Origin of the sequence: Pseudarthrobacter sp. NPDC055928, from assembly GCF_042270935.1 — a bacterium.
Taxonomy (GTDB): Bacteria; Actinomycetota; Actinomycetes; order Actinomycetales; family Micrococcaceae; genus Arthrobacter.
In genome coordinates this window covers 475395-496522 of sequence record NZ_JBHJZH010000001.1, presented here as the reverse complement: position 1 = coordinate 496522, position 21128 = coordinate 475395, and the positions used below count along the sequence as shown (strand labels likewise).

Below are 21128 nucleotides of genomic sequence, written 5' to 3'. Positions count from 1 at the left end.
GCCTGTTGGCAGGAACCTATTCCTGCTTCCGGGACCGGAGCCAGGCATTGCTGGCGGGCATAAAGAGCAGGATCAAGCCCACGAATGCCATCAGTAGCTGGGCTCCCCACAGCAGCCAGACGTAGCTGCCGCCATCGCCGTCGGGAACCAGGAACGCCGCCGCCACCAGCGCTGCGCCCACATGGACCAGCAGCAGCGGGATCATCAGCCAACGGCCCCAGCCCTGCCGGCCATTGACGATCGCGAGCCCGGCCGCTTCGAGGAGGATTATCAGCAACATGGCGCCCATGCTGCCCCAGAAGACAATGGCCGAAGCAGCACTGAGGGCGTCCGCGTCGCCGCCGGGTGACATCCCGTCCACTACCGCCCGCAGCCGTTCCAGGTGTGAATCTCGCGTCAGGAATGAACCGACGAGGACGGCGAAGCCGGCAACGAAGCTAAACAGCCAGAGCGTCCGGGCCGCACGGACGGAGCGGGGTGTCGGTGGCGCCACCACTATGGGCGCAGGCGATGCGTAGGACAAGCCTGGCCGTGGCGGCGGCGCCGGAGGGCCGGAAGGCCGGGAAGAGGCACGGCTAGCCTCAGGCTGGGCAGGGGCAGGGGCAGGGGCAGGCCAGGAAGGAAGGGGGGAAGCAGGTGGCTCACCTGACGGGGGTGCGGGCCTGGTGGCCCGCAGTTGATGTTCTCCGTCGGGGTCATGAGCCATCGGGATTACTTCCGGTCGTCGGTATCGTGCGTGTCCGCATCCCCGCTGCTGGCATCGCCGGCCCCGCCGTTCACGGTTCCCGTGCCAGTGGGCCCGTGGCCGCCGGTGTCCGGACCGGCGCCGGAGGCCCCGCCGTCGGCCTGCCCCTTCGCTTCCAGGTCATCCTTGAGCTTTTTCAGGCGCGCAGCCTCCGCCTGGTTGCGGCGGCGGACTTCGAGGTTGCGGAGGAAGTCGGGGTCGTCGTCGGGAGCGGTGGGGTGACTGTAGCTCTGCCGGACCGGGGGATTGCCGCGGGGACGGCCAATCAGGAGCCACAAAATGGCCCCCAGTACTGGCAGGACAATCATCACGACGATCCAGGCGGGTTTGGAGATGCCCCGGGTGAGGCGTCCGTCAGTGCGGATCACGTCCACCAGGCCATAAACAAAGATGGCAAGTACTGCGACGGCGAGAACCACACGGAAGAGCATGGCATTAAGTCTATCGTCCGGACGGGGCGGGCGTTCAGGGAGGGCGGCTAAACTTGGAAGGTGGCTTTCCTGAAATATTCCCTGATCCGGCTGGCGCTCTTCGCGCCGCTCTTTGTGCTGTTCCTTTTCCTGGGCCTCGGCGCGGTGATGTCCGTCATCTGCGCTGCAGGCATTGCCTTCGCGGTCAGCTACCTGTTCTTCCAGGACCAGCGCGACCAAGCAACTGAAGCGATGCGCCGCAGGTTCTCGGGCAAGGCCAAGCCGCTGCGCACCGCCGGCGAGGTTGACGACGCCCAGGCAGAGGACACCCTGGTGGACGCCAATCCGGACCTCACCATTCGCACCGACGCCAAGCCGTCCGCCGGCACAGCAGCAGAATCCAGGCCCTCAGAAATCAAGGGCCAGAACAGCTAGAACCCGTGGCTGAGCACCAGTCCCAGTGAGAACAGCAGGCTGTAGCCGAGGTTGATCAGGCCGGTCTGCTTCAGCACCGGGATGAGGCTCTTGCGCTTGCGCCCGTTGATCATCAGCCAGGCCGGCATCAGGCAGGCGGGGATGAGCAGCAGGACGATCAGCATCCACGGGCGGCCCGGGGCCAGGATGATCACCAGCAGGATGGCGACGGCGAGCATCAGGACATAGCTTTCGCGGGCATGCTTGTCACCCAGGCGGACCGCCAGCGTCTTTTTCCCGGCCTGGATGTCGGTGGGGATGTCCCGGACGTTGTTGGCCATCAGCAGGGCACAGGCGATGAGCCCGGTGCCGATGGCGCCGATGATGGACGCGAGGTTGATTTGTCCGGCCTGCGTGTACGTGGTGCCCAGTGTGGCCACCAGGCCAAAGAAAACGAACACAAAGACATCGCCCAGGCCCATGTAACCGTAAGGGTTCTTGCCGCCCGTGTAGCCCCAGGCGGCCATCACGCAGCCCAGCCCCACCAGGATCAGCCACCAGCTCTGGGTGATCACCACCAGCACCAGGCCAACCACCATGGCGGCTGCGAAGGCGCCGAAGGCCGCGTACTTGACGTGTTCGGGGCGTGCAGCACCCGACCCCACCAGGCGCAGCGGGCCCACACGGTCCTCATCCGTGCCACGGATGCCGTCCGAGTAGTCGTTGGCGTAGTTGACGCCGATCTGCAGGAGTAACGCCACCAGCGCGGCAAGGATCGCGTTGAAGATGAGGAACGAATCCATTTCAAAGGCTGCGGCTGTACCGATCAGCACTGGCGCGATGGCCGCCGGCAGGGTGCGGAGTCGAGCGCCTTGGATCCATTGTGCGGCTGTGGCCACGGTAAGTACCTCGTGTTGGGTCGGGGTTTGGCGAAACGGTGACGCACCTGCCGCAAAGCTCCGGCCGGTGCAGGTCTACTTTACTTTCCCTGGTGCAGGGAGTTGAGCCGGCCGGTCATGGCCAGGCGGTCCGGTTTGCCGTTGGGCAGCATCAGCAGCTCTGGCGCAGTGAACACGGTTTTCGGGGCGAGGAGTCCCAGCGTCCGGTGCCATTCCTGTTCAAGCACGACGGCGGGATCCCCGCCGGGCGCAGCATCGCCACCCGCTGCGGCCGGGGTGCCAGCCGCAAATCCCGGCGAGACGGCCACGTAGGCGGCCACGGCCTGGCCCCACTCCGCGGACGGTACGCCGGCCACAAAAGCCGCCGTGACGCCGTCGGACTTTTCCAGTTCTTCCTGCACATGCGCGGCGGAGACCTTGACGCCACCGGTGATGATCACGTCATCGGCACGGCCCAGGATGGTGAGCCGGCCGTCGGCATCGAGGCTTCCGAGGTCGCTGGTGCGGTACCAGCGGACGCCGTCCTCCTCGAAGAAAACATCCGAGGTTTGTTCGGGGGCATCCAGGTATCCGGCCGCAATGGTGTCACCGCCCAGCAGGATGTGGCCGTCCTCGGCGATCCGGACCGCAGAACCTTCCAGTGGATAGCCGTCGTAGATGCAGCCTCCGGAGGTTTCCGCGGAGCCGTAAGTGGTGAACACCCGGACGCCGGCCTCGCGTGCCGCGTCCAGAAGCTTGGCCGACGCCGGCGCGCCGCCGAGCAGGATGCCGTTGAAGCGCCGCAGCGCCGCCAAGGTTTCCGGCGAAGGGTCCTCCAGGAGCCGCTGGAGCTGGGTGGGCACCAGGGAGGTGTACCGGAGTTTGTCGGTCAGCTCCAGGGCTGCCGCGGTGAAGGCCTCCGGGGTGAATCCATGCGACATGTCCATGACCCAGGGGCGGGTGCCGGCGAACAGCGAACGAACCAGCACCTGCACGCCGGCCACGTACTGCACGGGCAGGGCGAGGAGCCACTGGCCCTCGCCCTTGAGCGCGAAGGCGGTGGCCATGGAGGAAGCAGCCAGGGCCTCCACCGTGAGGATCGTGGCTTTGGGGGTCCCGGTGGAGCCGGAGGTGCGGACCACTACCACGGCGTCGTCGCAGCCAGGGGTCTCCACATGGCCCACCACCAGGCCGCCGTCGTCGCTCACCGAAAGCTCGACGGCGGGGCCCTCGCCGTGGAGGGCTGCGGCCAGCGCCTTGAGGGCTGGGTCGATGTCTATGGGGCCGATATTCATGGGTCCGATGTTCATGGATGACCTGCCTTAGAAGTAGTGCGGGAAACGGGACCAGTCGGGGTCGCGTTTTTCCAGGAACGCCTCTTTGCCCTCCACAGCTTCGTCCGTCATGTACGCCAGGCGCGTGGCTTCCCCCGCGAAGACCTGCTGGCCGGCCAGTCCGTCATCAGCAAGGTTGAACGCGAACTTGAGCATGCGGATGGCCTGCGGGGACTGCCGGGCGATATCCGCGGCGTACTCCAAGGCCACTTCCTCGAGCCGTTCGTGGTCCACGGCTTCATTGACCGCGCCCATCCGGACCATGTCGTCGGCGGTATATTCGCGGGCCAGGAAGAAGATTTCGCGGGCGGTTTTCTGGCCGATCTGGCGGGCCAGCAGCGCCGAGCCGTAGCCGGCGTCGAAACTGCCCACAGTGGCATCGGTCTGCTTGAACTTGCCGTGCTGGCGGGAGGCGATGGTGAGGTCGGAGACGACGTGGAGGGAGTGGCCGCCGCCTGCCGCCCAGCCGTTGACCACCGCGATGACCACTTTGGGCATGGTGCGCATCAGGCGCTGGACTTCCAGGATATGGAGGCGTCCGGCGCGGGCGGGATCGATGGTTTCCTGCGTCTCGCCGTCGGCATAGCGGTACCCGTCCCGGCCCCTGATCCGTTGGTCCCCGCCGGAACAGAACGAGTGCCCGCCGTCCTTGGGGGACGGGCCGTTGCCGGTGAGCAGGACTGTGGCCACGTCCGGGGTCATCCGGGCGTGGTCCATCGCGCGGTAGAGCTCGTCCACGGTGCCGGGGCGGAAGGCGTTGCGGACTTCCGGCCTGTTGAAGGCGATCCGGACGGTGGGCAAGTCCCTGGTGACGGAGCCGTCTGCAGCCCGCTCCACCTGGCGGTGGTACGTCATGTCCTGGAAGTCGTCAAAGCCGGACACGGTGCGCCAGCGGGAAGGATCGAAAACGTCGGACACCTTGGCGGGGAATTGGTTGCTCACCGAACAAGTCTAGTAATCGGCTCAGCTGATGCAGAACTCGTTCCCTTCCGGGTCCGCCATGGTGTGCCAGGAGTGGGGACCCTGGCTGGCGCTCCAGAGGAACGTGGCTCCCCGGGCCTCGAGTGCCTTCCGGGCCTCGTCCTTATCCCGGCCGTCCAGGTCCACGTCCCAGTGCACCCGGTTCTTGACTGTTTTTTCCTCCGGTGCCGTCTGGAACAGGAGGCGCCGTTCCGGTTTGGATGCGTCGAGTTCCTCGGGCGGGCGGATGGCGCAGCCGTCCCGCCAGACGAGTTTGCCTTTGTGGATCAGGGTCTGGTCCTCGGTGGCGAATCCCTGGTCAATCATGGAGCGGATGAAGCCTTCGTCCTGCGGCTCCACTGCCCAGTCAAGGGTCTCGGCCCACCAGTCCGCAAGGGCGTGAGGGTTCTTGCAATCCGTGACAATCTGAATGTTCAGTCCCATGCCTCCAACCTACGACGGCGGCAGGCGGGCTGGTAGGGGGAGGCACACCCTCTGCATCGCTTCTGCATCGTTGGAAAATGTGCGCACGTTATCTTGACAGATTGTCATGACATGGATCACAGTTGGGTTAGGAAAGGCTTTTCCGAAACGTCGGCAAGGCGGCCATCGAGTCCGCAGCCACACCTTCCAGCCATGCCCCGCAGGCACGGAACGCATCGTCAGAGACAGGACAGAGCATTGTCAGAGCAGACAAGAATCTCCAGCATCAGCCGCAGGCAGTTCGGATTGACGGCCTTCGGCCTCTCAGCCCTCGCCGTCGGCCTTTCCGCTTGTGGGGGCGGCGGCGGTTCAACTGAAGGCGGAGCCAAAACCCTTCAGCTGGTCCTTTCCGGTGACACCAACCAAGGCGGGGCGTTTGCCGCCGCCGCCGCCAAGTACAAGGAAGCCACCGGCATCACCATCGAGGTGGTGGACGTTCCCACAGCGGACATCACCACCAAGCTCAAGAACGCCGCCACCGCGAACGACCTGCCGGCCCTGGCGCGCGTCACAGGCCTCGATCCGTTGTGGGTCAACCAGCTCCAGGACCTCGCGGACATCGCGAAGTCGCGGAACATCGACGAAAAGTTCCTGCAAGAAGCCCCGGACGGCACCATCCCGGCCATCCCGTCCGACCTCACGGCCGTGGGTCTGTTCGTGAACAAGAGCCTCTTCGAAAAGGCCGGCGTGGCGTTCCCCACTGCCATCGAGGAAGCCTGGACCTGGGACGAGTTCGTTGCAGCCGTCAACGAGGTCCGCGAGAAGGCCGGCGCCAAGTACGGCGTGGTCATGGACCGCTCCGGCCACCGCCTGCGCGCCATGATGTACGAGTTCGGCAGCACTGCCTTCGCCAAGGAAGGCGACAAGTACGCCTGGGACGACGAAGCCGTGGAGACACTCGAGTATTTCCAGAAGATCAACGACGACAAGACCATGCCCAAGTCCGTGTGGCTCAGCGGCGAAGACGGCAACGCCATGTTCAAGAGCGGCCAGGTTGCTGCGTATTACTCCGGCAGCTGGCAGGTTGCCGACTTCAACAAGAACATCAAGGACTTCGAGTGGATGTCCGTGCCCCTGCCCAAGAAGGAAGCCAACGCCACCAACCTCGGCGGCGGCTTCATGATCGCGTTCAAGGACACCGGCGCGGACGAGGAAGCCAAGAAGTTCATCGAGTGGTTCTATGACGACGCCAACTACACCGAGTTCGCCAAGCTCGGCGGTTACCTGCCCGTCAAGTCGGACCTCAAGGTCGAGTACCCGTTCCAGCAGGCCTCGTTCGAGCTGTACCAGAAGCAGATCGCCGGCAACGAGGCCAAGGGCGACAACGCCATCAAACGCGTCGTGGCCGAGGCCTATGCCGAGACCCCGTTCTCAGGCGATCCGCTGCGTGAGGAAACCGTCAAGATGCTCGGCGGCAGCCAGGACGCCAAGACCACGGTGGAGAACATCGTGAAGCTCTACAACGGTGCCTGATCGGTGGCTAATCCAACATTGAGCTCCACGGTGACGCCGGGGACGCCCGGCACGGGCGCCGTGCGGAGCAAGTCCCAGCTGAGGCGCCACAACCGCTATGTCATCGCACCCCTGGTGCTGATCGGCGTCAACGTGGTGCTGTTCCTGGTGTTCTTCGTCTGGCCCGGTGCCCTCGGGCTGATCTACTCCTTCACGGATTACCGCGGCGTGGGCAGGCTGAACTTCATCGGCCTGGCCAACTTCCAGAAGCTCTTTGCGGACAGCACGTTCTATGCCGCCCTGAGCCGTACCTTCCTGTACACACTGTTTTCGGTGCCGCTGGTCTACGTATCATCGCTGGGCATTGCGGCGCTGCTGGTCAGTAAGGCAACCAGGGGACGGACTGCCGCGAAGGTGATCATCTTCCTTCCCTGGTTGATCTCCCCGATCGTGGTGGGTGTCATCTGGAAGTGGATGTTCGGCCAGGACTTCGGCTTCGTAAACTTTGTGATCTCGACGCTGGGCGGAGCCCCGGTGCAGTGGTCCAGTAACGGCAACCTGGCCCTGACGGTGGTGATCTTCGCTTCCGCCTGGGGCGGCACAGCCTTCAACATGCTGTTGTTCATCGCGGCGCTGAAGAATATTCCAGAAGCGCTGCTGGAGGCAGCCGAACTGGACGGGGCCAATGCATGGCAAAGGTTCCGGCATGTCACGCTGCCAGGCATCGCGCCGACGTCGTTCATGGTCATCCTGTTGTCCACCATCCATGCCATGAAGGAATTCGCAATGATCCAGGCGCTGACCAACGGCGGGCCGGGCACGGAGAACACCCTGATCGTCCAGTACATCTACAAGACCGGCTTTGAGCAGTCCAAGGTGGGCTACGCCAGTGCCGCGTCCATGGTGCTGATGGTGGTCCTGCTGGCCATTGCGCTCATCCAGTTGCGCTTCAACAAGAAGAAGGGCTGACCCATGGCAACCGCTGCCAACCTGCCCCCCGCCGTGGCGGAAGAATCCGCCCTCGGTGCCGAGAAGGCAGCCGCAGGCGCCATCAAACGGAACGGCCGCGAAGGCCGGACCAAGCTGTCCGCGCCCCTGACCGGGGTGCTATGGCTGATTGTGGCCATCTATGCGCTGCCGCTGCTGTGGTTCATCCTCAGCTCGTTCAAACCGGGCAGTGAACTGTTCAGCTACCCGTTGTCCATGATTCCCCGGGAATGGACGTTCCAGGGTTTCGTCGACGCGTGGGAGCGGGTGGACTTTGCCCGGTACTTCCTGAATACCGCCACCGTGGCGCTGGTGACCACGGTGCTCACCGTGTTCTTCAGTGCGTGCACTGGCTACGCGCTGGCCAAGTACAACAACAAGGGCACCCGGCTCTTCTTCGTCTGCATCCTGGCCACCACAATGCTGCCCACCGAAGTGATCCTGAACCCGACCTTCTCGGTGATCCGTGACCTGGGCCTGTACAACTCGCTCGCCGGAATCATCGTGCCGTCCGTGCTGACGGCAACGGGTGTGTTTATGTTCCGTCAGTTCTTCCTGACCGTTCCGGATGACCTGCTGCATTCGGCCCGAATCGACGGCGCCAGCGAGTTGGCCATCTTCTTCCGCATCATGCTGCCGCTGTCCAGGCCCATCCTGTTCACGCTCGCCATCTTCTCCTTCCAGTGGCGCTGGAACGACTACATCTGGCCGCTGATCGTGCTCAACGATCCCAAGTGGTACACCCTCCAGGTGGCGCTGCGGAGCATCGTTGGCGCCGAAAACATCGACTGGCCGGTCCTGCTGGGCGCGTCGGTGATCTCCATCCTGCCGCTGGTCCTCGTGTTTGCCGTGTTCCAGAAGTACGTACTCAACGCCGACGTCTCGGCCGGGCTGAAGGACTAGATGGAGGCCTTTGTGAGGGATGGGATTGAGAGCCAGCCGCCTGCAGCTTCCACAGATGCCGTGTTCCTTGACGGCCTGGTGCAGGCTGCGGACACGTACGTTGGCACGCTGCTGAAGGCGACCGACGGCGACGTGGCGGCTCTTCCGCACCGCGCCGCCATGAGCCGGCTGCTGGCGTTGGCAACGGTGTACGCGGAGCCGGGCTCCGCCCACCGCGGTTCACCGGCGTTTCCGGACGCCATGGAAGCCTGCGTTGCGCGGCTGGAGCACCTGCAGGGCCCTACCGGCCTGTTCGACGGCACCAACCTCAGCTCACCGCCGGACTCAGCGTTCACCATCAACGACGCCTGCATGGCGCTGGAGATCATTGGCGCCGGCCACGCCGCACTGGCGGGCGTCCGGCGGCGGCTGCGCGCCGTCGTCGGACGCATTACCGATGCGCTGGTTACCGGGGGAGTGCACACCCCCAACCACCGGTGGGAGCTGTGCGCAGCGCTGGCACGGATCCACGCCCTGCACGAACGCGAGGGCAGCGCCCGGCCGGACATTGTGGCGCGCATCGGGGAATGGCTGGCTGAGGGCATTGACCAACTGCCGGACGGCATGTACTCCGAGCGGAGCCCGCTGTACGCCACGGCTGTCACCAACCCGTCGCTGCTGGCCATCGCCGACTACGCGGGGCGGCCCGGACTGCTGGAGCACGTCAGGGGCAACCTGGCGGCGTTCCTGCCCTGGTTCAATGCTGACGGCAGCATCGAGTCGCTGTTTTCGCGGCGCCAGGACCAGTGGAAGACGTTCGACGCAGAGGCATTCCAGTTGCTGTACCGCCGGCTGGCCAACCAGGACGGCCGGTCCGATTTCGCCTCCGCGGCGGCCTGGTTGCAGCAGTTCCCGCTGTTGGAACCGGCCAAGGCGCTCGCCCGGACACGGCTTGACCCGTGGCTGGGGCTGGAGCTTCCTGCTGCCTCCGTCATTGACCTGTCCGGGGATTCGGCTTCCACCGTGTTCGACGGCGGCCTCCCGCCGGTGATGGCGCCGGGCCACGCCGCGCTGGGCAGCTGCGGGATCCACCGGTTCCGCCGAGCCGGAAACGTGGTGACCGTCTTCGGCGGCTGCGACCCCTTGGAGCCCGGCGTGGTGTCCGGGCTCGCCACCAACCCCACATTCCTGCGCCTCGCCCACGGTGACGCGGTACTCACTGACATGAGGCTCTCACGCAGCTTCTTTGACCTTGGGCCGTTCCGTAGCCAGTCGGTCAGCACTGATGCCGGAGCGGTCCGCCTCGCTGAGGAACTGAGGGCGAATTTCTACCTCCCGCTGCCTCCCGAAAGGCACCGCAAGGACGGCATCTACGCCCTGGTCCATGAGGGCCGGTTCAGCGCCAGCATGGACTTCGGAAGCCGCCCCACGGTGGAGCATCGGCTGGCGACGGCCCTCACCATTCGTCCCGGCGCTGGCGCCGAGGGCGATGCCGCGGAGCTGGAATTGGAGTTCGACGGCGCGGACACATCGTTCGCGCTGGAGCTGACTTTCCGCCCTGGCGGCGAGCTGGCCGGAGTGGAGCCCCTGGCCAGCCAGCTCCCTGGCTCAAACACGGGCCAGGGGGCGTTCCAGTTGACCTCGGGCACGGGAACCTACCGGGTGGGGAACGATGTGATCGAGTTCGGTCCGGGCCTTGCTGCGGACCCCGATAACCCGCCGGTGTACAACCCGGGCGAGGCCTACCGCTACCTTGCCGGGACCAATGCCGCGGACGGCGTCAAGGTCTACATCACGGGCCGGACCCAAGGCACCCATCGCTTCACGCTGCGGGGCCGGAGCGTGGTTTAGGGCTGGACCTGCTGGAGCTGCTCGAACAGCTCAGGCGGGATGGCGTAGATGAAAACGGCAGCCAACAGGTTCTTGGTGGCGTGCACAAAGTAGGAGAACATCAGGTTCTTCCCGGTCCACACGTAGACGAACACCAGCGTGGCGCCCATGGCCAGGTAGGGAAGCAGGGCGGTGAGCGTGATCGCTTCCTGGCCTGCGATGTGGATGGCGGCGAACAGGAGCACGGAGAGCGCGCAGCACAGCCAGATGTTGAGGCGGCGGCTGAGCTTGCCGATCAGCAGGTGCCGGAAGATGTACTCCTCCACAAAGGGGCCGATCACCACCAGGACCGGAATCATCAGCCAGGCGGGAACCTGTTGCATGAGGGCCTGCAGCCCAGCCTGGTTCGCGGACGTTTGGACCGTCCCGCTGGCCGCTACTACCAGGGCAGTCAGGATCATCATGGCCACCACCGCGGCCGGTACCATCATCAGCGTGAACCACGGACGGGTGGCAAGGACGCGGAGATCGCGGGCCACCACCCGGCGCGCGGCGAACAGCGCCAGTACGCCGATGCTGCCGTAGTAGATGAGGTTGACGCCGTAAGATGCCGCTGCAGGGCTGGGGGCCAGCTGCCGCAGGAATGGCAGGAGCAGGTCTCCAGCCAGGGCGAAGAAAGCCGCCACCGCCACATAAAGGCCCACGGTGCCGAAATCGAGGCCGGTGAACCGGTACAGCTCGGGCTGCGGAGCAGGTGGTCGCCGGTGCGTTGTGGTCATACGTTCAGCCTAACTCCACCCAACTAGGTAGCAGCAGATGTCGTTTTGGCGCCTCAAAACGACATCTGCTGCTACCTAGTTGGGTGGGACGGGGATAGTGGGGCGGGCGTCACATTGCGGGCCCGGCGCGCGGTCCCGTAGAATGTTCGGCATGCCTAACTTTCTGTTTCGGCGCGCCAAAGTAGCCGCCCGAACTTTCGCCCGGAGATCGGCGGCGTTTCGAGCTGCCGGCGCCTCCGCCGTCGTCCTTTTGTCCCTTTCCCTCGCTGCCTGTGGCGGTGATGCCGGCGGTGGTGCCGCCGGAAACAGCGACGGCGACAAGCCGGTGGTCCTGACTACCTTCACCGTGCTGGCCGACATCGCCCGGAACGTGGCGGGGGACAAGCTCACCGTGGAGTCCATTACCAAAGCGGGCGCTGAGATCCACGGCTACGAACCCACCCCCGGCGATATCCGCAAGGCAGCCAAGGCGGACCTCATTCTCGACAACGGGCTGAATCTCGAGGCCTGGTTCGCCCAGTTCGTGGAGGGCCTGGACGTGCCCCACGCAGTGGTGAGCGAGGGTGTGGAGGTCATGTCCATCAGCGAGGACTCGTACCAGGGCAAGCCAAACCCGCATGCCTGGATGTCGCCGGTGAACGTGCAGATCTATGTCGATAACATGGTGAAGGCCTTCAGCGAGCTGGACCCGGACAACGCCGAAGCCTTCAAAGCAAACGGTGACGCCTACAAGACCGAACTGCAGGCTGTGCAGGACGAGATGAAAACCAGCCTCTCCGGCCTCCCGGAAAACCAGCGCGCACTGGTGACCTGCGAAGGCGCCTTCTCCTACCTTGCCCGCGACGCCGGACTCAAAGAGGTCTACATCTGGGCCGTCAATGCCGAGCAGCAGGCCACACCGCAGCAGATCACCCGGGCCATCGAGTACGTCAAGGCCAACCAGGTTCCCGCTGTCTTCTGTGAATCCACGGTCTCCGACGCCCCCATGCAGCAGGTCGTGGGCGCCACCGGATCCAAGTTCGGCGGCATCCTGTACGTGGACTCGTTGTCTGAGGCCGATGGACCGGTGCCCACGTACCTGGACCTGATCAGGCACGACGCCGACGTCATCACCAAAGCGCTGGCCGGCGCCTCAGCTGGAGCTTCTGCAGGGTCAAAGCCGTGAGTACTCCAGCCATCCTGGTTGACAACGTCACCGTCCACTACGGCGAGGTCCTGGCGCTCGATTCTGCCTCGCTCAGCCTGGATGCCGCCAGGATCTGCGGCCTGATCGGCATGAACGGTTCAGGGAAATCCACGCTGTTCAAAGTGATCATGGGAATGGTGAAGCCCGACGCCGGCAGCGTACTGATCGGCGGACAGTCACCGTCCAAGGCGCGCAAGGAAGGCGGGATCGGGTACGTGCCGCAGAGCGAGGATGTTGACTGGCAGTTCCCGCTGTCCGTCCGCGACGTGGTGATGATGGGGCGCTATGGGCACCAGGGATTCACCCGGCGCCCATCCAAGGCGGACCGCGCCGCCGTCGACGAAGCCCTGGACCGGGTGGAACTGGGCGAGTACGCCGGCCGCCAGATCGGCCAGCTGTCCGGCGGGCAGAAGAAGCGGGCCTTCGTGGCCCGCGGCATCGCCCAGGGCGCCACGATGATGCTCCTGGATGAACCCTTCGCCGGGGTGGACAAGCGGTCCGAAGCCACCATCAGCCGCCTCCTGCGCGAACTTGCCTCGGACGGCTGCACCATCCTGATCTCCACCCACGACCTCCACGCCATGCCGGCCCTCTGCGACGAAGCCGTACTCCTCATGCGCAGGGTCCTGATGCACGGCGCCCCCGAGTTGGTGCTGCAGCCCGAAAACCTGGCCATGGCCTTCGGACTGGACGTGCTGAACCGTGACCTCCCGGCCGCCGATCCCGCCAGTGCAGATGCCGACGCCGCCGATGCCGACCCCGCCGATGCCGCTCGCGCCGAGAACAGGGGCTGACCCATGGACCTTCTGGAACTCCTGCTCGAACCGCTCAGCTACGACTTCATGGTCCGCGCCATCGTCACCACCGCGCTTGCCGCCGTCGTCTGTGCCGTGCTCAGCTGCTGGCTGGTGCTGATCGGCTGGTCCCTCATGGGCGACGCAGTCTCCCACGCGGTGCTGCCCGGCGTCGTACTGGCCTACATCGTAGGGGCACCATTTGCCCTCGGCGCCCTCGTCTTCGCCCTGATCGCGGTCACCCTGATCGGCGTGGTCCGCAGCACCAGCCGGGTGAAGGAGGACGCCGCCATCGGTATCGTGTTCACCTCTTTGTTCGCCCTGGGCCTGGTGCTCATCTCCGTCACACCCAGCCAGACGGACCTGAACCACATCATCTTCGGCAACCTCCTGGGCGTCAGCGTCCCGGACCTCATCCAGGTGCTGGTGCTGGGCGTGGTGGCGTTCGCCATCCTGATCCTGAAGCGCCGCGACCTGACCCTTTACGCCTTTGACCCCACCCATGCCCATGCCATCGGGCTGTCCCCGAAGCGGCTTGGCGCGCTGCTCCTGGGGCTGCTGGCACTCACCTCCGTGGTGGCGCTGCAGACCGTGGGCGTCGTGCTGGTCGTGGCCATGCTCATCATTCCCGGAGCCACCGCCTACCTCCTGACAGACCGGTTCAACCGCATGCTCGTCATCGCGCCAGTGGTCTCGGCCGTGTGCTCCATCGCCGGAATCTACTTGAGCTACTACCTGGACACGGCCTCGGGCGCCATGGTGGTGCTGACCCAGGGCGTGGTGTTCGCCGCCGTCTACCTCTTCAGCCCCCGCCAAGGACTGATTGGCACCCGGCTGGCGAAGGCGAGGCGCAGGAAGGCCGTGGCCCTCGCGGTGTAGCTGTCCCCTTTTTGTAATGCCCGACGGCGGCACTCGGCCTGGGTGCCGCCGTCGGGCGCTGTTGTCCTTGTCCGCCATGGAGGGCCTGCTTGACGCCGCGGCGTCGGCCGGGGCAGGCTGGAGCGATGAAGTCCTAACCAACAGCCCGGCCGCGCCCGGGCTGTTCCCCGAAAACCACGGCCGCCGTCGAGCGCTGGATGAACCGAGCTGCCTGAATCGGCCGGTTCAGCCCCGGCGGCCACACTGCGGAACTTTGCGAGGACTTCTCTTGACTGAACACCTGAACCTTTCGGGCGTCTCCCATGGCTATGGCGACCGACAACTCCTGGACAACATCAGCCTGGTCATCAACGCCGGTGAGCACGTCGCGATCGTTGGCGAAAACGGCGCCGGCAAATCCACGCTGCTCCGGATCCTCGCCGGCCTCGAAGCTCCCGATGAGGGTGCAACGGTGATCCAGGGCCGGGTGGGCTACCTAGCCCAGACCCACGGCCTGCCTGAAGATTTCACCGTAGGGGCCGCCATTGACGCCTCGCTGGCATCGCTGCGCGCCCTCGAAGCGGAACTCGACCGGCTGGAAGCGGGCCTGGCCGACGCCGGCGACGACGAACTGGAAACCTATGGCAGGCTGCAGACCGAATACCAGCTGCGCGAAGGCTACGCCGCCGAATCCCGGGTTGAGGCCGCTCTGGACCGGCTGGGGCTGGGCGGGCTCGATAGGAGCCGGGTGCTGGGGTCGCTGTCCGGCGGGGAGCAGGAACGCGTGGCGCTGGCATGCGTCCTGGCCGACCCGGCGGACATCCTGCTCCTGGACGAACCCACCAACCACCTCGACGCGCGCGGAACGGCCTGGCTGGAGGATCGGCTGGCGGCCCACCGCGGCACCGTAGTGGTGGTGTCCCACGACCGCGTCCTGCTCCGCAAGGTAGCCGCCACCATCATCGAAGTGGATGCCGAGCGCCAGGCCGTGACCCGCTACGGAAACGGCTACGACGGCTACCTCCGCGAGAAGGCAGCCGAGCGCCAGCGCTGGGTCCAGCAGTACCACTCCTGGATCGATGCCATGGAGTCCGAAAAGCGTCAGGCCGAGACGGTGGCGGGGACCATGGGGTACGGCCGCAAGCGCGACGGCGACAAGATGGGCTTCGACTTCAAGGCCGGCACCTGGCAGAAAGCAGCCAGCAGCCAGGTACGGAACGCCCAGGAACGGCTTCGCCGGCTCGAAGCCAGCCCAGTGGACCGTCCGCCCGTGCCGCTGCGGCTCAACGCCGAGCTGGCTGTCGACTCCGCTGTCCCGTCCGGGGCTTCCGAGGACGGCGAACCAGTGCTCGCGGCCCGTGGCGTGAGCGTGCCCGGCCGGCTGGGAACCACTGACTTCCGCGCTGCCGCCGGCGAGAAGATCCTCATCACCGGACCGAACGGCGCCGGCAAGTCCACCCTGCTCTCCGTACTGGCAGGAACCCTGGAACCCGCCGCAGGCACTGTCAGGCGGCCCGAACGCATCGGCTACCTGCAACAGGAGCTGGAACTGCCACAGCGGCCCACCCTCCGGCTGTTGCCGGCCTTCGCTGTCGGCCTGGGCGGCAACATCGACGAGCATGCCGAGGCCCTCCTTCGCCTGGGCCTGTTCCGCACCAGCGAGTTCCACGTGCCAGTGGGCAGCCTTTCCGCGGGCCAGCAGCGCAGGCTCGCCCTGGCACGGCTGCTGCTGGGCGGCTACGGCACCCTGATCGTGGACGAACCGACCAACCACCTGGCGCCTGTGCCGGTGGAACAGCTTGAGGCGGCGCTCGCGGACTTCGCCGGGACCCTGGTGATGGTCAGCCACGACCGCGCGCTCCGGGAATGGTTTGCCGGGTGCGCGCGGAAGAGCGAAAAGTCGCGGACGGACGAATCTGGCCGCTGGATCAGGTATTCGATGGACAAGGGCGTGCTTGCCCCGGCCTGAGGGGCGGACTTCCTGACCAAAATGCGTAACTTTCAGCCGGGCCGCGAAGGAAGTTTCCTGGATTTCCGGGCTACTCCACTGTCGGAGCCGGCATAAGTCACGCATTTTGGCTGGCCTAAGGCACGGGAAACGGTGAGGTTTGCGTTAAAGGAAAGTTACGCAGGGACCGGCAGGCGGAAACATCGGCGGCGGAAGATAGGCCCATGCCAGTCTTCCCGCCGGTCGAAAGGATCTGTCCGTGATCACCAAGAACCTTTTCCTGCAGGGCATCTTCCCGTTTGAGGGCACGGGGCTGGAAAAACCTGTCCCGATCCACAGCGAACTCTCCCATTACGTTCCCGACGGCGTCATCAACCAGACGCTCTACTTCAGGGGCGGCAATTCCAGCAGTGAACTGATCACCGTGGTCCTGATGCGGAACGGCGTGCCCATGCGCTATTTCCCCATTGGCGCCAAGAGCGATGTCCATGTGCCCCTGCGGGTAGTGGAGGACATCGAAGGCGGCTCGGTGGTGGAGCTGTATCTCGCCGCTCCGGATGGTGTTGGGGGATCCGTGGTGGTGGACCTGGGCATGGTGGAGCACTGATGACCAGCGTGCTGGACCGGCCGCAGGGGAGGCACGCAGGCGCTGCGCCGCGCCGCCGGCTGGTGGTTGTTGGCAACGGTATGGCCGGCGCCCGGGCAGTGGAGGAAATCCTGGCCAGGGGCGGCGCTGAGCTGTTCACGATCACCATGTTTGGCGACGAGCCGTACGGCAACTACAACAGGATCATGCTCAGCCACGTCCTCTCCGGAGAGGAAAGCGACGCCGACATCTTCCTGAACGCCCTGTCCTGGTACCGCGAGAACAGCATCACGCTGCACGCAGGCGTCCGCGTGGACCGGATCGACAAGTTCACCAAGCACGTCTTCTCCAACGACGGCAGGGTGACTCCCTACGACACACTCATCATCGCCACGGGAAGCCGCTCCCACATGCCGCCGATGGACGGGCTCTATACCCCGGGCGGGTCCGTCAAACACGGCGTTTTCGGATTCCGCACCATTGACGACACGCGAAAGATGGTCCAGCACGCCCAGCAGGATCACCACCGCCGGGCCGTGGTGATCGGCGGCGGCCTGCTGGGACTCGAGGCTGCCTATGGCCTGAAAAGCCACGGGATCGAGGTGGAGGTGGTGCACTCGGGCGGGCACCTCATGAATGCGCAGATGGGGCCCGACGGCGGTGCCATCCTCCGTCGCAGTGTTGAAGCGCTCGGAATCAGGGTGCATACGTCCAGCCGCACCACAGCTGTCCTCGGCACGGACCGGGTCAGCGGCGTCAGCCTTCGGGACAGGGACGACATCGAGTGCGACATGGTGGTGGTTGCCGCCGGAATCCGGCCCAATGTGGACCTGGCCGTCCTGAGCGGCCTGCCGGTGGAACGGGCCATCGTGGTGGATGACCGGCTGAGGGTCCAGGACGAAGACGACATCTACGCCGTGGGGGAGTGCGTCCAGCACCGCGGCGAGGTCTACGGCCTGGTAGCTCCGTTGTGGGAACAGGCCGTGGTACTCGCCAACCACGTGACCGGCGCCGATACGTCGTCGGCCTACCTCGGCTCACGGACCGCCACCAAGCTCAAGGTGGCCGGTGTAGAAGTCGCATCCATGGGGCTGCACGGCCCCGAGCTCGACACGGATGAGCACATTGTGTTCTCTGAGCCCAGCCGTGGTGTCTTCAAGTCCATCGTGGTCCGCGACAACAAGATGGTGGGCGCCACGCTCCTGGGCGACAGCCGGAAGGTGGCCTACCTGACGCAGGCCTATGACCGCGGGCTGCCCCTGCCGGAGGAACGGATTTCCCTGATGTTCGACGTCGGCGGGCCGGGTGGGGACGCGGGTGTGGCAGAGCTCGACGACGGCGCCCAAGTCTGCAACTGCAACGGCGTTTCGAAGGGAGCGCTCGTGGCTGCCGTGAAGGACGGCTGCACTACGGTTTCCGGTGCGATGGACGCCACACGGGCCGGCAAGGGCTGCGGTTCATGCAAGCTCCTGGTCAAACAGGTGGTGGAGTGGGCCGCCGATGGTGCTGTGGAGGAGGACCCGGCCGCCAGCTACTACGTGCCCGGGATCCCGCTGGACAAAGCATCACTGATGGCCGCCATCCGGAAGCAGGGCCTACGCTCCGTCTCGCAAGTATTCGCAGCTCTGGCCCCCGGCAGCGCGGAGGACGCCAAATCCAAAATGGGCCTGGCCTCACTGTTGAAAATGATGCTCGCGGACCAGTACATCGACGAGCGCGACGCCCGCTTCATCAATGACCGCGTGCACGCCAATATCCAGCGGGACGGGACCTTTTCCGTGGTCCCGCAGATGAAGGGCGGCGTGACTTCCGTGCAGCAGCTGCGCCGGATTGCTGACGTCGCCGAGAAGCACAAGGTCCCGCTGATCAAGCTGACCGGCGGGCAGCGGATCGACCTGCTGGGCATCCCCAAGGAGGACCTCCCGCAGGTCTGGGCCGACCTGGACATGCCCTCCGGCTACGCGTACGGCAAGAGCTTCCGCACGGTAAAAACGTGCGTGGGCAAGGACTTCTGCAGATATGGGACAGGTGATTCAACGAAACTGGGCATCGAGATCGAGTCCCGGTTCCAGGGCATCGAGTCGCCGGCGAAGCTGAAGCTGGCGGTGTCCGGTTGTCCGCGGAACTGTGCGGAGTCCCTGGTCAAGGATGTGGGTGTGGTGGCTGTCGAAGGCGGCCGCTGGGAACTCTACGTCGGCGGCGCGGCCGGGGCGCACATCCGCAAGGGCGACCTGCTGGCCACCGTTGATGACCCGGAGGATGTCAAGCTGCTGACGGGCAGGTTCATGCAGTACTACCGTGAAAACGCCAACTGGCTGGAACGGACCTACTCCTTTGTGCCACGGGTGGGCATCGAACACCTCCGCGCAGTGATCGTGGAGGATTCGGAAGGCATAGCGGCGGCCTTGGACGAGGCCATGCAGGCATCGGTGGACAGCTACGTGGACCCGTGGAGCGAGCGCGCGGACCCCCTCACGCCGGGCCAGTTCCGGACCTCCCTGCCGCTCACGGTCCTGCCCCAGGTGCCGGTCCGATGAGCGCCGGCCACAACCTGGGCCCCGTGGACCAAATCCCCTTCGGCGAGGGGCGGGCGTTCGGCATCGATGGCGAGCAGGTGGCGGTTTTCCGGTTGAGGGACGGAACCCTCCGTGCCCTGTCCGCTGTCTGCCCCCACCGGGGCGGCCCCATCGCGGACGGAACCATCGACCGTCAGGTGGTCCTTTGCCCGCTGCACCAGCACGCGTTCAGCCTGGATACCGGATGTTCCAGCACCGGCGCCGAACCTCTGCGCACCTACCACGTCCAGGAGGATGCGGAGCAAAATATTCTTCTGCAGGATTCCCCTTCGGGTGGCAATAGTTCGGCTTAACCGGAGGACGGTGTATCGCTCGTCACTTGCTCCGGTTTGTGTCTTGTAGGATAGAAAGGCCGCGCGAACTTCGACGTACTGTGACTTTCCATACAGAAAATTCCTTCAAACATCACGAAGCCGAATTTTCAGTATGAGAGTCCGCTGCCAAGGTGCCGGCCAATCCCCTACCCACAAGGAATTGTTGTGCCTCAAAGTACCCCCACAGAACTCGTGAGCCCCTCGGCGCAATCCGCCGTCGTCGACTCCACCCTCAGCGCCGAGGGCTACAAAAAATCCCTGAGCGGCCGCCAGGTGACCATGATTGCCATGGGCGGCGCCATCGGCGTCGGCCTCTTTATGGGTGCCGGCGGACGCCTGGCCTCCACAGGCCCGGCACTGATCTTCTCGTACGCCATTGCCGGCGTCATCGCCTACCTGCTGATGCGCGCCCTGGGGGAACTGATCATGTACCGCCAGACGTCGGGTTCCTTCGTCAGCTATGCCGGCGAGATGTTCGGCAAGAAGGGCGCGTACCTCTCCGGCTGGATGTACTTCATCAACTGGGCCATGACCGGCATTGCGGAGCTCATCGCGATCGGACTGTACTTCCAGTTCTTCTTCCCCAACGTGCCTGTTGAACTGTCCGCCATCGCGGCGCTCCTGCTGCTCGTGGGCGTCAACCTGATGAGCGTCAAGGCGTTCGGCGAGTTCGAATTCTGGGCCTCCTGCCTCAAGGTCGGTGCCATCGTGATCTTCCTGGCCGTGGGCACCTTCATGGTGGTTACCAACGCGCAGGTGGGCGACGGCAACGCCTCCGTGAACAACCTTTTCGCAGCCGAGGGCGGCATGTTCCCCAAGGGTGCGCTGGTGATGATCCTTGTCCTCAATGCCGTGATCTTCGCGTACAACGGCATCGAGCTTGTCGGCATCACAGCCGGTGAAATGCAGGATCCCGCCAAGGAAGTGCCCAAGGCAATCCGCGCCGTCGTCTTCCGCATCGTGGTGTTCTACGTCGGCTCGGTGACCCTCCTCGCCATGCTGTTGCCCTCGGACCAGTACGTGGCCGGCACCTCGCCGTTCGTTACCGTATTCGGCCAGATGGGCCTTGGCTGGATGGGCGATGTCATGAACATGATCGTCATCACCGCCGCACTGTCCTCCTGCAACTCTGGCCTGTACTCGATCGGCCGGATCTTCCGCACCATGGCCAACAACGGACATGCTCCGGAGTGGCTGACCCGGATGTCCAAAAACCATGTGCCATATGCCGCCATCCTGGCCATCGGCGCCGTCTACCTCGTGGGCATCCTGCTGAACATCTGGCTGGGCGGCTCACACGCCTTCGACCTCGCGCTCAACTCGGCGTCGATTGGCGTGATCTTCACGTGGGGCGCCATCTTCGCCAGCCAGATCGCGCTGCGCAAGCAGAAGGGCAAGGTTTCCTCCCTGCCCGCCCCGGGCGGAACCTGGAGCAGCTGGGCCGGCCTGGTGGCCCTGCTGGCCATCACTATCCTGATCGGTTTCGATACCATGACCAGCAAATCCGGTGAGGTCTTCCATCTCGGCCTCTGGACCCTGGCCACCATTCCATTCTTCGCGCTGGTCCTGTGGCTGGGCTGGCAGAAGGTTCGGAACAACGAGCCCAAGAACGCCCTCTTCAGCTAGGGCTTTGCACGCAAGCAGTACCTGCGACGGCGGGATCCCCACGGAGGGGGTCTCGCCGTCGTCGTTATTCCCCGTGCGTTCCTGCC

The 21128-nt window shown here is 65.2% G+C and carries 20 protein-coding genes; 13 read left to right on the top strand and 7 right to left on the bottom strand.

Translation table 11 applies throughout. From position 1 onward, the window contains the following. Positions 1–16: 16 nt before the first annotated feature. On the bottom strand, positions 17–523 hold the full coding sequence (locus ACFC25_RS02410; protein ID WP_376043818.1) for a hypothetical protein: 507 nt from the start codon (positions 521–523) through the stop codon (positions 17–19). 188 nt (positions 524–711) lie between these two features. After that, positions 712–1176, bottom strand: coding sequence for a PLD nuclease N-terminal domain-containing protein (locus tag ACFC25_RS02405; RefSeq protein WP_337351609.1), 465 nt, complete (start codon positions 1174–1176; stop codon positions 712–714). Positions 1177–1236: 60 nt separating this feature from the next. On the opposite strand from ACFC25_RS02405, the gene ACFC25_RS02400 reads away from it, so the two are divergent. Further along, a complete protein-coding gene (locus ACFC25_RS02400; RefSeq protein ID WP_376043816.1) occupies positions 1237–1590 on the top strand; it encodes a DUF4229 domain-containing protein in 354 nt (117 codons plus the stop codon). Here the strand turns inward: ACFC25_RS02400 and ACFC25_RS02395 are convergent. The 4 genes from ACFC25_RS02395 to ACFC25_RS02380 form a co-directional block, all read right to left on the bottom strand. Next, positions 1587–2468: a 1,4-dihydroxy-2-naphthoate polyprenyltransferase gene (locus ACFC25_RS02395; RefSeq protein ID WP_337346073.1), complete on the bottom strand. Its 882-nt coding sequence runs from the start codon at positions 2466–2468 to the stop codon at positions 1587–1589. The two genes, ACFC25_RS02400 and ACFC25_RS02395, sit on opposite strands and share 4 nt — an antisense overlap. Before the next feature lie 80 nt (positions 2469–2548). Further along, entirely contained in the window at positions 2549–3757 is a 1209-nt protein-coding gene (locus ACFC25_RS02390) for an AMP-binding protein (RefSeq protein ID WP_376043813.1), read from the bottom strand. Positions 3758–3769: 12 nt separating this feature from the next. Next, positions 3770–4723 (bottom strand): 1,4-dihydroxy-2-naphthoyl-CoA synthase, encoded by a 954-nt coding sequence (locus ACFC25_RS02385; RefSeq protein ID WP_337351612.1) that lies wholly within the window; start codon positions 4721–4723, stop codon positions 3770–3772. 21 nt (positions 4724–4744) lie between these two features. Continuing rightward, on the bottom strand, positions 4745–5185 hold the full coding sequence (locus ACFC25_RS02380) for a VOC family protein (RefSeq protein WP_376043810.1): 441 nt from the start codon (positions 5183–5185) through the stop codon (positions 4745–4747). 237 nt (positions 5186–5422) lie between these two features. On the opposite strand from ACFC25_RS02380, the gene ACFC25_RS02375 reads away from it, so the two are divergent. The 4 genes from ACFC25_RS02375 to ACFC25_RS02360 are packed head-to-tail and all read left to right on the top strand — an operon-like array spanning position 5423 to position 10396. After that, positions 5423–6697 (top strand): ABC transporter substrate-binding protein, encoded by a 1275-nt coding sequence (locus ACFC25_RS02375; RefSeq protein ID WP_376043808.1) that lies wholly within the window; start codon positions 5423–5425, stop codon positions 6695–6697. Positions 6698–6700: 3 nt separating this feature from the next. Continuing rightward, entirely contained in the window at positions 6701–7645 is a 945-nt protein-coding gene (locus ACFC25_RS02370) for a sugar ABC transporter permease (protein ID WP_337346078.1), read from the top strand. Positions 7646–7648: 3 nt separating this feature from the next. Next, the gene (locus ACFC25_RS02365; RefSeq protein WP_337346079.1) at positions 7649–8566 is read left to right on the top strand and encodes a carbohydrate ABC transporter permease; all 918 of its coding nucleotides are present in this window, start codon (positions 7649–7651) and stop codon (positions 8564–8566) included. Positions 8567–8578: 12 nt separating this feature from the next. Continuing rightward, positions 8579–10396 (top strand): hypothetical protein, encoded by a 1818-nt coding sequence (locus tag ACFC25_RS02360; protein WP_376043805.1) that lies wholly within the window; start codon positions 8579–8581, stop codon positions 10394–10396. On the opposite strand, the gene ACFC25_RS02355 is transcribed toward ACFC25_RS02360, so the two are convergent. Next, on the bottom strand, positions 10393–11154 hold the full coding sequence (locus ACFC25_RS02355) for a lysostaphin resistance A-like protein (RefSeq protein ID WP_376043802.1): 762 nt from the start codon (positions 11152–11154) through the stop codon (positions 10393–10395). The two genes, ACFC25_RS02360 and ACFC25_RS02355, sit on opposite strands and share 4 nt — an antisense overlap. Positions 11155–11305: 151 nt before the next feature. Here ACFC25_RS02355 and ACFC25_RS02350 point away from each other — a divergent pair, with 151 nt between their 5' ends. From ACFC25_RS02350 to ACFC25_RS02315, 8 genes are all read left to right on the top strand, one after another. Beyond that, positions 11306–12319: a metal ABC transporter substrate-binding protein gene (locus tag ACFC25_RS02350; RefSeq protein WP_376043799.1), complete on the top strand. Its 1014-nt coding sequence runs from the start codon at positions 11306–11308 to the stop codon at positions 12317–12319. After that, the gene (locus ACFC25_RS02345; RefSeq protein ID WP_376043797.1) at positions 12316–13134 is read left to right on the top strand and encodes a metal ABC transporter ATP-binding protein; all 819 of its coding nucleotides are present in this window, start codon (positions 12316–12318) and stop codon (positions 13132–13134) included. The genes ACFC25_RS02350 and ACFC25_RS02345 overlap by 4 nt, the downstream gene beginning before the upstream one ends. A gap of 3 nt (positions 13135–13137) precedes the next feature. Then, the gene (locus ACFC25_RS02340) at positions 13138–14013 is read left to right on the top strand and encodes a metal ABC transporter permease (protein WP_337346084.1); all 876 of its coding nucleotides are present in this window, start codon (positions 13138–13140) and stop codon (positions 14011–14013) included. 268 nt (positions 14014–14281) lie between these two features. After that, positions 14282–15961 (top strand): ABC-F family ATP-binding cassette domain-containing protein, encoded by a 1680-nt coding sequence (locus tag ACFC25_RS02335; protein WP_376043794.1) that lies wholly within the window; start codon positions 14282–14284, stop codon positions 15959–15961. Between the two features lie 238 nt (positions 15962–16199). Continuing rightward, on the top strand, positions 16200–16547 hold the full coding sequence (locus ACFC25_RS02330; protein ID WP_337346086.1) for a molybdopterin oxidoreductase: 348 nt from the start codon (positions 16200–16202) through the stop codon (positions 16545–16547). Further along, positions 16547–19063 carry a nitrite reductase large subunit NirB gene (gene nirB, locus ACFC25_RS02325; RefSeq protein WP_376043792.1) on the top strand — a complete coding sequence of 839 codons (2517 nt, stop codon included), beginning with the start codon at positions 16547–16549 and terminating at the stop codon, positions 19061–19063. Before ACFC25_RS02330 ends, nirB begins: the two co-directional genes overlap by 1 nt. Then, entirely contained in the window at positions 19060–19395 is a 336-nt protein-coding gene (locus tag ACFC25_RS02320) for a Rieske (2Fe-2S) protein (RefSeq protein WP_337346088.1), read from the top strand. Before nirB ends, ACFC25_RS02320 begins: the two co-directional genes overlap by 4 nt. 186 nt (positions 19396–19581) lie before the next feature. Beyond that, complete coding sequence (locus ACFC25_RS02315) at positions 19582–21042, top strand: amino acid permease (RefSeq protein ID WP_337346089.1); 1461 nt, start codon at positions 19582–19584, stop codon at positions 21040–21042. Positions 21043–21128: the final 86 nt, after the last annotated feature.

Excerpts from the sequence above, each read along its gene's own strand:
- ACFC25_RS02405 (WP_337351609.1), bottom strand. The coding sequence starts at position 1,176 with ATGCTCTTCCGTGTGGTTCTCGCCGTCGCAGTACTTGCCATCTTTGTT.
- ACFC25_RS02390 (WP_376043813.1), bottom strand. The coding sequence starts at position 3,757 with ATGAACATCGGACCCATGAATATCGGCCCCATAGACATCGACCCAGCC.
- ACFC25_RS02380 (WP_376043810.1), bottom strand. The coding sequence starts at position 5,185 with ATGGGACTGAACATTCAGATTGTCACGGATTGCAAGAACCCTCACGCC.
- ACFC25_RS02365 (WP_337346079.1), top strand. The coding sequence starts at position 7,649 with ATGGCAACCGCTGCCAACCTGCCCCCCGCCGTGGCGGAAGAATCCGCC.
- ACFC25_RS02355 (WP_376043802.1), bottom strand. The coding sequence starts at position 11,154 with ATGACCACAACGCACCGGCGACCACCTGCTCCGCAGCCCGAGCTGTAC.
- ACFC25_RS02350 (WP_376043799.1), top strand. The coding sequence starts at position 11,306 with ATGCCTAACTTTCTGTTTCGGCGCGCCAAAGTAGCCGCCCGAACTTTC.
- ACFC25_RS02340 (WP_337346084.1), top strand. The coding sequence starts at position 13,138 with ATGGACCTTCTGGAACTCCTGCTCGAACCGCTCAGCTACGACTTCATG.
- nirB (WP_376043792.1), top strand. The coding sequence starts at position 16,547 with ATGACCAGCGTGCTGGACCGGCCGCAGGGGAGGCACGCAGGCGCTGCG.
- ACFC25_RS02320 (WP_337346088.1), top strand. The coding sequence starts at position 19,060 with ATGAGCGCCGGCCACAACCTGGGCCCCGTGGACCAAATCCCCTTCGGC.